The sequence below is a fragment of the Burkholderia sp. AU17457 genome, from assembly GCF_002223255.1.
Classification (GTDB): Bacteria; Pseudomonadota; Gammaproteobacteria; order Burkholderiales; family Burkholderiaceae; genus Burkholderia; species Burkholderia sola.
The window spans coordinates 1,230,187-1,242,638 of the sequence record NZ_NKFB01000003.1; the positions used below are offsets into that span (position 1 = coordinate 1,230,187).

12 protein-coding genes and 1 pseudogene are annotated in these 12,452 nt (G+C 67.5%); 6 read left to right on the plus strand and 7 right to left on the minus strand.

The genetic code is table 11. From position 1 onward, the window contains the following. Nucleotides 1-6 precede the first annotated feature (6 nt). Both CFB49_RS08355 and CFB49_RS08360 read right to left on the minus strand, forming a co-directional pair. Nucleotides 7-1,293 carry an MFS transporter gene (locus CFB49_RS08355; RefSeq protein WP_069621472.1) on the minus strand — a complete coding sequence of 429 codons (1,287 nt, stop codon included), beginning with the start codon at nucleotides 1,291-1,293 and terminating at the stop codon, nucleotides 7-9. A gap of 35 nt (nucleotides 1,294-1,328) precedes the next feature. Further along, a complete protein-coding gene (locus tag CFB49_RS08360; protein WP_089491118.1) occupies nucleotides 1,329-2,750 on the minus strand; it encodes a M20 family metallopeptidase in 1,422 nt (473 codons plus the stop codon). A gap of 163 nt (nucleotides 2,751-2,913) precedes the next feature. Between CFB49_RS08360 and CFB49_RS08365 the strand changes: the two genes are divergently transcribed. The 4 genes from CFB49_RS08365 to CFB49_RS08380 all read left to right on the plus strand — a co-directional run bounded on the left by CFB49_RS08365 (nucleotide 2,914) and on the right by CFB49_RS08380 (nucleotide 6,647). Beyond that, the gene (locus CFB49_RS08365; RefSeq protein ID WP_089491119.1) at nucleotides 2,914-3,867 is read left to right on the plus strand and encodes a LysR substrate-binding domain-containing protein; all 954 of its coding nucleotides are present in this window, start codon (nucleotides 2,914-2,916) and stop codon (nucleotides 3,865-3,867) included. Nucleotides 3,868-3,932: 65 nt separating this feature from the next. Beyond that, nucleotides 3,933-5,063 carry a tRNA 2-selenouridine(34) synthase MnmH gene (gene mnmH / locus CFB49_RS08370; protein ID WP_089491442.1) on the plus strand — a complete coding sequence of 377 codons (1,131 nt, stop codon included), beginning with the start codon at nucleotides 3,933-3,935 and terminating at the stop codon, nucleotides 5,061-5,063. After that, nucleotides 5,060-6,118: a permease gene (locus CFB49_RS08375; RefSeq protein ID WP_089491120.1), complete on the plus strand. Its 1,059-nt coding sequence runs from the start codon at nucleotides 5,060-5,062 to the stop codon at nucleotides 6,116-6,118. The genes mnmH and CFB49_RS08375 overlap by 4 nt, the downstream gene beginning before the upstream one ends. A gap of 106 nt (nucleotides 6,119-6,224) precedes the next feature. Beyond that, nucleotides 6,225-6,647 (plus strand): hypothetical protein, encoded by a 423-nt coding sequence (locus tag CFB49_RS08380; protein WP_069621435.1) that lies wholly within the window; start codon nucleotides 6,225-6,227, stop codon nucleotides 6,645-6,647. Nucleotides 6,648-6,684: 37 nt separating this feature from the next. Here CFB49_RS08380 and CFB49_RS08385 read toward each other — a convergent pair whose 3' ends face one another. Both CFB49_RS08385 and CFB49_RS08390 read right to left on the minus strand, forming a co-directional pair. Further along, nucleotides 6,685-7,518, minus strand: a complete 834-nt coding sequence (locus tag CFB49_RS08385; RefSeq protein ID WP_089491121.1) for an ABC transporter permease — start codon at nucleotides 7,516-7,518, stop codon at nucleotides 6,685-6,687. A 6-nt stretch (nucleotides 7,519-7,524) separates the two neighbouring features. After that, nucleotides 7,525-8,371 (minus strand): annotated as a pseudogene (locus CFB49_RS08390) (ATP-binding cassette domain-containing protein). Nucleotides 8,372-8,703: 332 nt separating this feature from the next. Between CFB49_RS08390 and CFB49_RS08400 the strand changes: the two are divergent. Next, nucleotides 8,704-9,201, plus strand: a complete 498-nt coding sequence (locus tag CFB49_RS08400) for a universal stress protein (protein ID WP_069621438.1) — start codon at nucleotides 8,704-8,706, stop codon at nucleotides 9,199-9,201. Nucleotides 9,202-9,297: 96 nt separating this feature from the next. On the opposite strand, the gene CFB49_RS08405 is transcribed toward CFB49_RS08400, so the two are convergent. Genes CFB49_RS08405 through lexA form a run of 3 tightly spaced genes read right to left on the minus strand, consistent with a single transcriptional unit; the run spans nucleotide 9,298 to nucleotide 11,056 of the window. After that, complete coding sequence (locus CFB49_RS08405) at nucleotides 9,298-10,017, minus strand: DUF2939 domain-containing protein (protein ID WP_089491123.1); 720 nt, start codon at nucleotides 10,015-10,017, stop codon at nucleotides 9,298-9,300. Nucleotides 10,018-10,047: 30 nt separating this feature from the next. After that, complete coding sequence (locus CFB49_RS08410) at nucleotides 10,048-10,383, minus strand: hypothetical protein (RefSeq protein WP_069621440.1); 336 nt, start codon at nucleotides 10,381-10,383, stop codon at nucleotides 10,048-10,050. Nucleotides 10,384-10,408: 25 nt separating this feature from the next. Next, nucleotides 10,409-11,056 (minus strand): transcriptional repressor LexA, encoded by a 648-nt coding sequence (gene lexA / locus CFB49_RS08415; RefSeq protein WP_006476077.1) that lies wholly within the window; start codon nucleotides 11,054-11,056, stop codon nucleotides 10,409-10,411. 264 nt (nucleotides 11,057-11,320) lie between these two features. Here lexA and CFB49_RS08425 point away from each other — a divergent pair, with 264 nt between their 5' ends. After that, nucleotides 11,321-12,358 (plus strand): sulfate ABC transporter substrate-binding protein, encoded by a 1,038-nt coding sequence (locus CFB49_RS08425; protein ID WP_069621441.1) that lies wholly within the window; start codon nucleotides 11,321-11,323, stop codon nucleotides 12,356-12,358. Nucleotides 12,359-12,452 lie beyond the last annotated feature (94 nt).

The window sequence follows — 12,452 nt, forward strand, 5'->3', positions numbered from 1 at the left end:
CTCGTGTCAGCGCATCTTCAGCCGCGTGCGCGCGACGAACAGCGCGGCGAGGCTCAGCAGCGCGCATCCCATCAGATAGAGCGCGGGCGACAGCCGGTTGCCGGTCGCGCTGATCAGCCAGGTGATGACGAACGGCGCGAAGCCGCCGAACAGCGTGACGCCGGTGTTGTAGCTGACCGCGAGCCCGGTGGCGCGCGTCTGCGACGGAAACAGTTCGGCCATCAGCGCCGGCAGCGCGCCGCAGTACATCGCCTTCAGCACCCCGATCCAGATCAGCGCGGCGAGCATCGTCGCGAACGACGCATGGCGCGTGAGCCACGCGAACGTCGGCCACACGGTCAGGAGCATCAGCACGGCCGCGACCGCCATCATGCGGATCCGGCCGGTGCGGTCGGACAGGTGGCCGACGACCGGCGTGACGAGCGTCAGCACGAAGCCGGTCGCGAGCGTCGCCGCGAAGCCCGTCGATGCAGGCAAGCCGAGCTGCTTGATCGCGTAGGTGGGCATGTACAGGATCATGTAGTTGATCGCGGTCGAGATCACGAGCGCGCCGATCGACAGCAGCAGCCGCAACTTCTGGTCCGCGAACAGCTCGCGCACCGGCGCCTCGGAGCGCGCCTGCGTCTTGAACTCGACGCCTTCGTCGACGTAGCGGCGGATATACAGCCCGACCGGGCCGATCGCGAGCCCGAACAGGAACGGCACGCGCCAGCCCCAGCTTTCGAGCTGCGCGGAGGTCAGCGTGGCCGTCAGCAGCGCGCCGAAGCCCGACGCGAGCAACGTCGCGAGGCCCTGGCTCGCGAACTGCCAGCTCGACATGAAACCGCGGCGCTGCGGCGCGTGTTCGACGAGAAATGCGGTCGAACTCGCGAATTCGCCGCCCGCGGAAAAGCCCTGCATCAGCCGCGACAGCATGATCCCGAGCGGCGCGAGAATGCCGATCGATGCGTAGGTCGGCATCAGCGCGATCAGCAGCGTGCCGGCCATCATCATCGCGATCGACAATAGCAGCGATGCCTTGCGGCCCGCGCGGTCGGCGTACGCGCCGAGCACGAAGCCGCCGATCGGCCGGATCAGGTAGGACAGCCCGAACGTGCCGAGCGTCAGCATCAGCGACGTCGCTTCGCTCGTGGCGGGGAAGAACAGCTTGGCGATCGTGACCGCGAAGAAGCCGTAGACGATCAGGTCGAACCATTCGAGCGCGTTGCCGATCGACGCCGCGAAGATGATGCGCCGGATTTTCGCGGCGCTCGGGCGCGCGGCGTCCTGCGCGGTGAGGGTGGTCGTATTCATCATGTATGCAGGTCCCGTGAAAGGGGCGAAGCGCGTTACAGGGCGGCGCCGGCCGCGGCGGATGCCGTGCGGCGAACGGACGGCGCGTCGTCGCCGAGATCCCAGAAGAGGCCGGCCATCATCTGCAGCCCTTCGCTGACGACGCTCGCGAGCAGGTGCTCGTCGGGCGCGTGCTGCGAGCACGCCGGGTACGAGTGCGGCACCCACAGCGTCGGCAGCCCGAGCGTGTCGGCGAACACCTCGTTCGGCAGCGTGCCGCCGAGATTCGGCAGGATCGCGGGCTTCTTGCCGGTGGTGCGCGCGAGCGACGCGACGGCCCAGCGAACCCACGGATCGTCCGGGGGCACGCGCGTTGCCGGCGCGCCGCGCTCGACGTCGATCTCGATGTCGGCGAAGCCGTGCGTGTCGAGGTGCGCACGCAGGTGCGCCTTCAGCGCTTCCCAGTCGGTGCCGACGACGAAGCGCAGCTGGCAGTGCGCATACGCGGCGGGCGGGATCGCGTTGACGGGGTGCTCAGGATTGCCGGCCTTGAACGCGAGGATCTCTAACGTGTTCCAGCCGAACACGCGCTCGGCCGCGGACAGCCCGGGCTCGCCCCAGTCGGCGTCGAGCGCCGGGTCGCCGGGGCCGCCGCCGACGGAAAGATCGGCGAGCGCGTCGCGCACCGCGGCCGGGATCGGCGGCGGGCGCAGCCCCGCGACGCGAATCGAGCCGCGCGCGTCGACGAGGCTCGCGAGCGCATGCGCGAGCACGATCGCCGGATTGCGCAGCAGTCCGCCCCAGTTGCCGGAATGATGCGCGCCATCACGGGCGCGCAGGCTCAGCCTGAAGTTGACCGCGCCGCGCGAGCCGAGGAAGACCGTCGGGCGTGCGGCGGCGATGCGCGGGCCGTCGGACGCGATCAGCACGTCGGCCGCGAGCGCGTCGCGCTCCTGGCGGCACAGCGCGTCGAGGCCCGGCGACCCGGTTTCCTCGCCCATCTCGATCAGCAGCTTCGCGTTGAAGCCGAGCCGGCCGCCGCGCGCCTCGAGCACGCTCGCCAGCGCGGCCAGGTTGATCGTGTGCTGGCCCTTGTTGTCGGCGCTGCCGCGGCCGTACCAGCGGTCGCCGTCGGCCGTCAGCGTCCACGGCGACAGCGGCGCGCGCCACTGCGCGTCGTAGCCGCGCACGACGTCGCCGTGGCCGTAGATCAGCACGGTCGGCAGCGCGTCGTCTTCGTGGCGCGACGCGAGCAGGAACGGGCCGCCGCCGTCTACGGGGTTGTCGACGATCCGCGACGTGAAACCGAGGCGGGCGGCCTCGGGCGCGATCTCGTCGGTCAGATAGGCGCGCAGCGCGGCTTCGCTGCCGCTTTCCTGGCTTTCGGTGCGCAGGCCGACGCGGCGGCTCAGGGTCGTGAAGAACGCACCGGATTCGAACTGGTTCAGCGCGTGCTGGATGGCGGCGGTACGGCTCAAATCGTGTCTCCTCGGTCGGGTTCGCCGTGCGCGGGCCGCGCAGGCAACGTGAAGTGCGATCGATTCTAGAAAGCCGGTTTTTTTGTCACAATGATCGAATTTCGAACCTTTCTTTGCCAAAAAGGCAAAGCAGCGCACCCGGATGCGGTGCGGAGACAGAGCGATGGCGGCTTTCCTGCATGGCCTGGCGTTGCGGTATTTCGTCGAGGTGGCGCGTACCGGCTCGATCAGCGACGCGTCCGCGCGGCTGCACGTGGCCGTGTCGGCGATCAGCCGCCAGATCGCGAAGCTGGAGAGCGAGCTCGGCGCGCCGCTGTTCGAGCGGCGCCCGCGCGGGATGGCGCTGTCGGAGGCGGGGGAGCGGTTGCTGGCGTTCGCGCAGCGCAGCCTGCTGGAGGCCGAGCACGTGATGAAGGACATCGGCGGACTCGACGCGCTGCACGGCAGCCTGCTGAAGATCGCGTGCTCGGAAGGGTTCGCGATCGATTTTCTGCCCGGCGTGCTCGCGAGCTTCAAGGCGCGCCACCCGGGCGTCGATTTCACCGTATGGGTCGTATCGCCGGCGGACGCAACCCGGCGCGTGCGCGACGGCGATGCGGACATCGCATTGACGTTCAGCCTCGCGCCGGAGAAGGGCGTGCGCGTCGACCACACCGAGCGCGCGCCGGTCTTTGCGCTGGTCCGGCACGATCATCCGCTCGCGGCGCGCGACGCGGTGTCGCTTGCCGATGTCGCGCGGCACGCGCACGTGCTGCCCGAGGCCGGCACGACGGTGCGCCAGTTGATCGACATCGCGTGCGCGCTCGACGGGCTGCTGCTCGAGCCCGAACTGACGAGCAACAACACTGCGGCGATGTACGGCTACGCGCGCCGCACGGGCGCGGTGATGTTCACGGGGTTGTTGTCGGTGCGCGATCGCGCCGATGCGGACGGCTTCGTCGTCGTGCCCGTGACGAACCCGCAACTGCGCGAACGCAGCATCCAGGTGCAGACGATGGCGGGCCGCGATCTGCCTGCGTCGGTGCGCGCGTTCCGCGACCATCTGATCGACGCGATGCAGGCCGCGTCGTCGCCGCCGACTGCCGCGCGAGCCCCGGGACGCCGGCCCGTGAGATAATCGTCAATCCGCCTTCCGTGCCCATGCGGCTCCCCGAGCCGCATCGCCCCCTGTTCGACGCCAAATTGAAGAACCTGATTGTCACCCTCGATCGCGCCGGCGAGTTCGACGAGATCATCGACGTGCGTACGCCGCTCGAGTTCGCCGAGGACCATATCCCCGGCGCGCTGAACGCGCCCGTGCTCAGCAACGAAGAGCGCGTGCTCGTCGGCACGATGTACCGGCAGGTGTCGCCGTACGACGCGACGCGCGTCGGGGCGGCCATGGTGGCGCGCAACATCGCGCGCCATCTCGACACGACGTTCGCCGACCGGCCGCGCAACTGGCGGCCGCTGATCTACTGCTGGCGCGGCGGCAAGCGTTCGGGCTCGATGACGACCTGGTTCAACCTGATCGGCTGGAAGGCGCGCCAGCTCGACGGCGGCTACAAGGCGTACCGTCGCTCGGTGTGCGCGACCCTCGATTCGCTGCCGACGCGCTTTCGCTACATCGCGCTCGTCGGCCATACGGGCTGCGGCAAGACACGCCTGCTGAACGCGCTGCGCGACGTGGGCGCGCAGACGCTCGACCTGGAAGCGCTCGCGTGCCATCGCGGCTCGCTGCTGGGCGCGCTGCCGGGCACGCCGCAGCCGGCTCAGAAGGGGTTCGATTCGGGGCTCGTCGAGACGCTCGGACGTTTCGACCCCCAATGGCCGGTGTTCGTCGAGTCGGAAAGCCGCAGGATCGGGCTCGTGCAGTTGCCGATCGCGCTGATCGAGGCATTTCACGCGGGGCCGTGGGTGCAAGTCGAGGCGGCGCACGACGAGCGGATCGCGTTCCTGCTCGACGATTACGCGCACCTGTTCGACGAACCGGACGCATTCAAGGCGCAGCTTCATCGGCTGATCGGCCTGCACAGCCGCGAAGAGGTGATGCGCTGGAAGGCACTGATCGATGCCGGCGCGCGGGTCGATCTGTTCACCGAACTGATCGACAGACATTACGATCCCGCCTACGCGCGCACGTATCGCGCGACATACGACAAGCCGAACCGCGCGCTGACGTTCACGTTCCGGCCCAACGCGGCCGACGTGCGCGATCAGGCGCGCACGCTGCTGGCCGAACTCGCGCGGGCCGGATTGCCCGCATCGGCCGCGCTTGCCGCCGGAACGACATCCGAAACCGACAAAAACCAATCGACGATCACTACACGATGACGACCACACGCACCCAACCCAATCCGGCCCTCGGCTGGATGACCTTCCTGCTGATCGCGGTCGCGGGACTGTTCTACGTAAAATGGTTCCCGTACTACAACAAGGCATTCGTTGCCGCCGAGCACCATTCGATCGGCCAGTCGATCCTGATGGGCACGTCGGCGGCCGCACCCGAGCCGTCGCTGAAGGCGGCGCTCGACTACGCATGGGCATACGGCAAGGCGATCTGGCAGGCGATGGTGCTCGGCCTGCTGCTCGGCTCGGCCGTGCAGGCGCTGCTGCCCGCGCACTGGGTGGCCCGCGTGCTCGGCCGCACGGGATTCGGCAGCGTCGCCGCGGGCGGGCTGCTGTCGCTGCCCGGGATGATGTGCACGTGCTGCGCGGCGCCGGTCGTCGCGGGCTTGCGTGCGCGCCATGCGTCGCCGGGCGGCGCGGTCGCGTTCTGGCTCGGCAATACGGTGCTGAACCCGGCCGCGCTGGTATTCATGGGCTTCGTGCTCGGCTGGCACTGGAGCGCGCTGCGCCTCGTGCTGGGCATCGCGATGGTGTTCGGGATCGGCTATCTGCTGAACCGCATCGCACGTCCCGAAGACCGCAGCATCGACGATGCGCAGCTCGCCGCGCTGGCGGCCGAACAGGCCGCGGCCGGCAATCCGTTCGTCCGCTGGATGAGGCTGCTTGCGCGCATGGCCGCGCGGCTCGTGCCCGAATACATCGTGCTCGTGCTGCTGCTCGGCGCCGCGCGCGCATGGCTGTTTCCGCACATCGGCCCGGACATCGGCAATCACCTCGGCTGGATCGTCGCGTTCGCGGTCGCGGGCATGCTGTTCGTGATCCCGACGGCCGGCGAGGTGCCGATCATCCAGGCGATGCTGTCGCTCGGCATGGGCGTCGGTCCGGCCGCCGCGCTGCTGATGACGCTGCCGCCGATCAGCGTGCCGTCGCTCGCGATGCTCGCGCGTTCGTTCAAGCCTTACATGCTGGCGATCGTCGCGACCCTCGTCGTGGTATTCGGGATCGTGAGCGGCTTGCTCGCGATCGCGTTCGGATTCTGACAACGCGGGCAACACGCCGGCCTCGCGCAACCGTCGCATTCGTATTCATCCGGCGCCGCCGCTTCATGCGTGCGGCGCCCTTTACAAGAAGCAAACAGGAAAACGCATGACCCAACCGAAGATCCATCCTCGACTCGAAAAGGCGCTGACGCGCGGCGATCTCGCGATCCGCCAGGCCAATTCCGCGCGGGCGACTGCCGTGTTGCACGCACTCGGCACGATGATCATCGAGGCATCCGCAACGATCGGCGTCGAGGCCAGCATCGACATTCCGCAAGGCGATCGCATTTACGATCCGGTCAACGGCCTGTGGCCGCAGAAGATGCTGGTGTCGTTCGACGGCCCGGTGGACGAAGCCGACAAGGAAGAACTGCGCACGGTCTATCTGGTGGCCGACGATCCGGGCACGCAGTTCCGCGTCGAATGGCATCGCGCGGACGGCAAGCTCGGCCGCCAGGAAGGCGGCCCGCTCGCGACCGTCGCGTTCCTGACCGACGTCGAAATTCCGTGGAGCGACGACGACGAGTAACGTCGTCGCATGAAGCCGGTGCCCGGCGCGCCGGCCGTCAGCGCATCATCCGCCGCCGGAACAGCCACGCGGACAGCAGGAACCCGCCGACCGCGTAGCCGGCGAGCACCATGAGGTGCAACGCGATGTCGGCCGCCGGCCGGCCGAGCATCGCGGGCCGGATCAGCTCGACCGCATTCGCGAGCGGCAGCGCCTGCGCCGCATGCCGCGCGAGCGGTGGCAACTGCGTGATCGGGAAGAACACGCCCGACAGCAGCAGCATCGGCGTCAGCACGAGCGTCTGGTAGAACATGAAGAAATCGTAGGATGGCGCGAGCGCCGTGACGATCATCGCGAGGCTGGCGAACGCGAGGCCGGCCAGCGCGATCACGGGCAGCACCGCGAGCATCGACGGAAACGCCGCGTAGCCGAGCACGCCCGCGACGAGCATGATCGCGCTCCCCGACAGCATCGCCTTGCTGGCCGCCCAGACGATTTCGCCGAGCACGATGTCGCCGAGCGCGAGCGGCGTATGCATGATCGCTTCCCACGTGCGCTGCACGTGCATCCGCGAGAAACCCGAATACATCGACTCGAAGCTCGCGGACATCATCACGCTCGAGCCGACCGTGCCGGCCGCGAGGAACGCGATGTACGACACGCCGTCGACATGGCCGAGCATCAGGCCGAGCCCGAAACCCAGCCCGAACAGATAGATCATCGGATCGGCGAGATTGCCGAACATCGACGCGAGCGCGAGCTTGCGCCACACGAGATAGTTGCGCCGCCAGACGGCGACCCAGTTGCTTGCGTTCGCCGGCATCGCGATCGCGAAGCGCGATGCGCGCGGCGTGGCCGATGGCGTGGTGGCGGAATAGTTGCGGACGTCCATGGTCGATCAGTCCTGCATCTCGCGGCCCGTGAGCCGCAGGAACACATCCTCCAGATTGGCCGGGCGATGCAGATAGCGCAACCCCGGGCGGCCCTTGAGTCGTGCGCTGACCGGTTCGGGGTCGGTTACATAGCAGAACAGCGTCTCGCCGCTGATCTCGGTGTGCTTCGCGAATGCCGACAACTCGCCGCGCAGCGCGGCCGGATCGGGCCCGTAGATCTCGATCACGTCGCAGCCGATCTCCGATTCGATCAGGGCATGCGGCGCGCCTTCGGCGATCTTGCGGCCTTCCTCGATCGCGCGCGAGCAGCGAGCGCAGCCGCTCCCACATCAGGTGCCGCGCTTGCGGATCGAGGCCCGTCGTCGGCTCGTCGAGCACCAGCACGTCGGGATCGTTGACGAGCGCGCGGGCGAGCGTGAGGCGGCGCTTCATGCCGCCCGACAGCTCGCCGACCTTCGCGTCGGCCTTGTTCTCCAGCTTGGCGAATTCGAGCAGCGGCGGCACGAGCGCACGTGCCGCGTGTGCCGACATCCCGAAATAGCGGCTGAACACGAGCAGGTTTTCCCGGACCGTGAAGTCGGGGTCGAGGTTGTCGAACTGCGGGACGACGCCGACTCGCCGGCGTGCATGTCGCGCGCGTGATGGAACCGGTTCGCCGCACAGCGCAATCGTGCCTGCGTCGGGATGCGCGAGGCCCAGCAGCATCTTCAGCGTCGTGGTCTTGCCGGCGCCGTTCGGCCCGAGCAGGCCATAGCATTCGCCGGCCTTCACGTTGAAGGACAGGCCATCGACGACGAGCTTGTCGCCATAGCGCTTTTCGACGTTGCGGAAATCGATCGGTGCGACGGACATGGGCGTGTTGTCGTTGTAAGCGGGTGCGTTCCGCTGCCCGGTGTGTGGCCGGTGTGCGAACGGATCGCGCGCAGGCAGGTCACACGGGCATGGCCGAAGCATACGATGCCGGCGCGAGGTGGCCCGCTGGATGTGGAACGGGGCCATTCTAGTGCATCGGCTGCCTCGCTTGAGGGCATGCGTGCACGGTGCGGGGCAAGCGCGCGACGATCGTGCACTGCATCATCGCGCACGCGCCGCGCGGGGCGAATCAGCGTTTTCCATCCCTTGCGTCCTGAATTGCGGCGCACCATGATGAATGCGTAGGCTCGTTGTCGCGATAGGGAGGCTTCATGGCTAGCTACAACAAGATTTTGCTGTGTTACGACGGCACGCTCGAAGGGCGCAAGGCGCTGCGTTACGGCGCCAATCTCGCAATGGACCTGAAGGCCGAAACGCATTTGCTGTCGGTCGTGGACATGCGTTCGAGCATTGCGCAAAGCGCGGGTTTGCTGACCGACGTCGCATGCGGCCGCTTCGAGGAAACCGCGCGCGAAATCCTGCAGGAAGGCGTGAACTGGCTGCGCGAGCGGGGCGTCCAGGCCGAAGGCCATTTCGCATTCGGTTATCCGATCGACGAAATCGCGAATCTCGCGTCGGAGCTGAAGGTCGACCTCGTCGTCGTCGGCCACCGGTGCCGCAGCGGACTGTCGAGATGGTGGATGGGGTCGGGCAATACGCAACTGCTCGATCGCGTGAACTGCAGCATTCTGGTCGCGTGCTCGTCGGCGGAAGAGCAGAAGGCCGAAATCGCGCGCGAACGTGAAGCGGCCACGGCGAGCGGCCAATGATCTAAAGGCCGGATGACCCGCCTGACAGCCCGACCGGCGATGCGGGCCGGTCAGGCGTCGCGCTGCATCGGCGGTGCGCGCATCGAGCGCGGCTTGCTATGCGTGCAGGTCGATCCCCGACAATTTCCACGAGAACAGCCCGAAGCGGTGGAAGATCGCCGCATAGCGCGTGCCATCGGCGCTGCGCTGATACGTGACGACGAATTCATCGATATTCCGGTAGCCCGCGCTGGTTTGCTGCTGGCGCGGCGCTTGCGTTGTTTCGCTCGGGCTGGCCGGCGGGGCGGGCGCGGGTGCCGGCGACGATGCCGCCGAAGCGGCCGCGTTGCCGCCCGGTACCGCAGCACTTGCCGGCGCTGGATTGGCGGGCGGTGCGGCAGGCGGGTTGCCGGACGCATTGTTTGCTGGCGGCTGATTCGACCATTCGGGCGGGCGCTCGCCGGGATTGCCGCGCGGCGGCAATCCGCTCATCAACGCGGCGACGCCCTCCGGGGTCGCGTACGCATCGACCAGCGGGCCGATCAGTGCTGACCCGATCAGCGCGCCAATCACCGCGAACGGACTGTTTTTCTTCATTGCGTCGATCCGGCGCATCAACTCTTCCGTGACCTGCTGCTTCAGGCTGATGCGCAGCGCCGGAAAGTCGACATACTCGCTGATCGCCTGCGCATCGCGTGCATCGATCGCCGATTTCAGGCGACCGAGCGCGACATAGGGCGACGCGTACGCATAGCCGAGCGCCGCAATGAGGGCGACGACCAGCGCGACGATCAGCAGGGGCTTGATTCGCCAAGCGCGGCGCGACGATTCAGTCACGTTGCCTCCGGGTGCGGGAAGGTTCCCCAATCAGAGACCGCCCGGCGTGGCCGATCGTTCCTCCGCGATGCAGCGATCGATCATCCGGCACACGGCATCGATCGTGCCCACCATGATCAGGCGCGACCGACCGTGATAGACGCGCACCGGCGCACGGCGCGCGGGCTCCGCATGATTCAGACCGGCGTTCAGCGATACCCGGGCGAACGCGGGGAGCGCTGACGGCAGCAGGGACGCCTGCCGTTCGACTGCGATTTCTTCTTGCACAGGCGCCGCCGCGGACAGCGGTGCGCAGGGCGTGCGGCCGCGCAGATGACGCAGGCGACCGAATTGACGGAAAGGCAGCAGGCGGGAAAGGCGTTCCATGATGTTCTCCTAGCGAGACGGAATGTCAGAGTTCGCCCGAGCGGATCAGCCCGACGGCGATGCCTTCCAGCGCGAAATCTGCGCTGCCGGCCTTGACGAAGATGTTTTCGTAATCCGGGTTCTCCGCGATCAGCTCGAGGCCGCCGGGCCGACGCATCAGGCGCTTGACCGTGACGTCGTCACCGAGACGCGCGACGATGATCTGGCCGTCCTTCGCTTCCGTGCGCTTCTGCACGGCGAGGAGGTCGCCGTCGAGAATGCCGGCGTCGCGCATCGACAGGCCGCGCACCTTCAGCAGGTAGTCGGGCTTGCTGGTGAACAGCGCGGGATCGCACGCGTAGTGCTGCGAAATGTGCTCCTGCGCGAGGATCGGACTACCGGCCGCGACGCGGCCGACGAGCGGCAGCGACAGTTGCATCAGGCCGGCGTGCGGCAGCGTGAACTGGTGCGGGGCGTCGTCGATGCCGAGCAGCCGGATGCCGCGCGACGCGCCGGCCGCCAGCTCGATCACGCCCTTGCGCGCCAGCGCGCGCAGGTGCTCCTCGGCGGCATTCGGCGAGCTGAAGCCCAGCTCGGCCGCGATCTCGGCACGGGTGGGCGGGAATCCGGAGCGCTCGATCGCGCGACGGATCAAGTCGAACACTTGCTGCTGGCGGGCGGTGAGTTTGGTCATGGCTCAACTGTATGGATAGACAGTGAGCTGTATTTTTATACAGTACTTGGGGAATTTCAAGTGTTACTTGAGGTTCGACGCGATCGCGTCGGTTCCGGCGTGATTTCGCGACGTCTTGACGCCGGTTTGTCCGCCGCAACCGTCCATCCGGTATGCGTTAGCACTTTTGAGTATTAAAAAATAAGGAACGATTATTTTTAATCATGTAACCCGTTCGATAGACTGGCCCGACATCGCAACACCGACAACACTGGAGAACCAAGGATGGCGAAGCGCAATACGGGGCTGGTGGGCGGAGTGGGCCGCCTGATCGCAACACTCGCGCTGGGCGCGGCGGCGGCGCTGGGCGTCGCGACGCATGCGCAGGCCGACACGACCTTCCTGAACGTGTCGTACGACCCGACGCGCGAGCTGTATCAGGATTTCAACCAGGCGTTCGGCAAGGAGTGGAAGGCGAAGACGGGCGAAACCGTCAACTTCAAGCAGTCGCACGGCGGTTCGGGCGCGCAGGCGCGCTCGGTGCTCGACGGGCTGCAGGCCGACGTCGTCACGCTGGCGCTGGCGTACGACATCGACGCGCTCGCGAACAAGGGGCTGGTGAACAAGGATTGGCAGAAGCGCCTGCCCGACAATGCGTCGCCGTACACGTCGACGATCGTGTTCCTCGTGCGCAAGGGCAATCCGAAGGGGATCAAGGACTGGGACGACCTGACCAAGCCGGGCATCTCGATCGTCACGCCGAACCCGAAGACCTCGGGCGGCGCGCGCTGGAACTACCTGGCCGCGTGGGCGTACGCGCTGCACAAGCCGGGCGGCAACGAGCAGACGGCGAAGGAATTCGTCACGAAGCTCTACAAGAACGCGGGCGTGCTCGATTCGGGCGCGCGGGGCGCGACGACGAGCTTCGTTCAGCGCGGCATCGGCGACGTGCTGATCGCATGGGAAAACGAGGCATTCCTGTCGGTCAAGGAATTCGGCACCGACAAGTTCGAGATCGTCGTGCCGTCGGTGAGCATTCTGGCCGAGCCGCCCGTCGCGGTGGTCGACAAGGTGGTCGACAAGAAGGGCACGCGCAAGCTGGCCGAGGCGTACCTGAACTACCTGTACAGCCCGCAGGGCCAGGAAATCGCGGCGCGCAACTACTACCGGCCGCGTTCGAAGAACGTGCCGGCGGAGCTGACCAAGCAGTTCCCGAAGCTGAAGCTGTACACGGTCGACGACACGTTCGGCGGCTGGACGAATGCGCAGAAGACGCATTTCGCGGACGGCGGCGTGTTCGATTCGATCTACAAGCCGCAGTAACGCCATAACGACAAGCGGCGCGCCACGACAGCGCGCCGCGTCCCCGACGGCCCGCCGGCGCGATTCACTGCGCCGGCGTTTGCGTCGGACCCGT

What these genes read in the sequence shown, in the direction of transcription:
- CFB49_RS08375 (WP_089491120.1), top strand. Translation starts at nt 5,060, where the DNA reads ATGACGACCACACGCACCCAACCCAATCCGGCCCTCGGCTGGATGACC.
- CFB49_RS08410 (WP_069621440.1), bottom strand. Translation starts at nt 10,383, where the DNA reads ATGGAACGCCTTTCCCGCCTGCTGCCTTTCCGTCAATTCGGTCGCCTG.
- CFB49_RS08400 (WP_069621438.1), top strand. Translation starts at nt 8,704, where the DNA reads ATGGCTAGCTACAACAAGATTTTGCTGTGTTACGACGGCACGCTCGAA.
- CFB49_RS08365 (WP_089491119.1), top strand. Translation starts at nt 2,914, where the DNA reads ATGGCGGCTTTCCTGCATGGCCTGGCGTTGCGGTATTTCGTCGAGGTG.
- CFB49_RS08385 (WP_089491121.1), bottom strand. Translation starts at nt 7,518, where the DNA reads ATGGACGTCCGCAACTATTCCGCCACCACGCCATCGGCCACGCCGCGC.
- CFB49_RS08380 (WP_069621435.1), top strand. Translation starts at nt 6,225, where the DNA reads ATGACCCAACCGAAGATCCATCCTCGACTCGAAAAGGCGCTGACGCGC.
- CFB49_RS08355 (WP_069621472.1), bottom strand. Translation starts at nt 1,293, where the DNA reads ATGAATACGACCACCCTCACCGCGCAGGACGCCGCGCGCCCGAGCGCC.
- CFB49_RS08425 (WP_069621441.1), top strand. Translation starts at nt 11,321, where the DNA reads ATGGCGAAGCGCAATACGGGGCTGGTGGGCGGAGTGGGCCGCCTGATC.
- lexA (WP_006476077.1), bottom strand. Translation starts at nt 11,056, where the DNA reads ATGACCAAACTCACCGCCCGCCAGCAGCAAGTGTTCGACTTGATCCGT.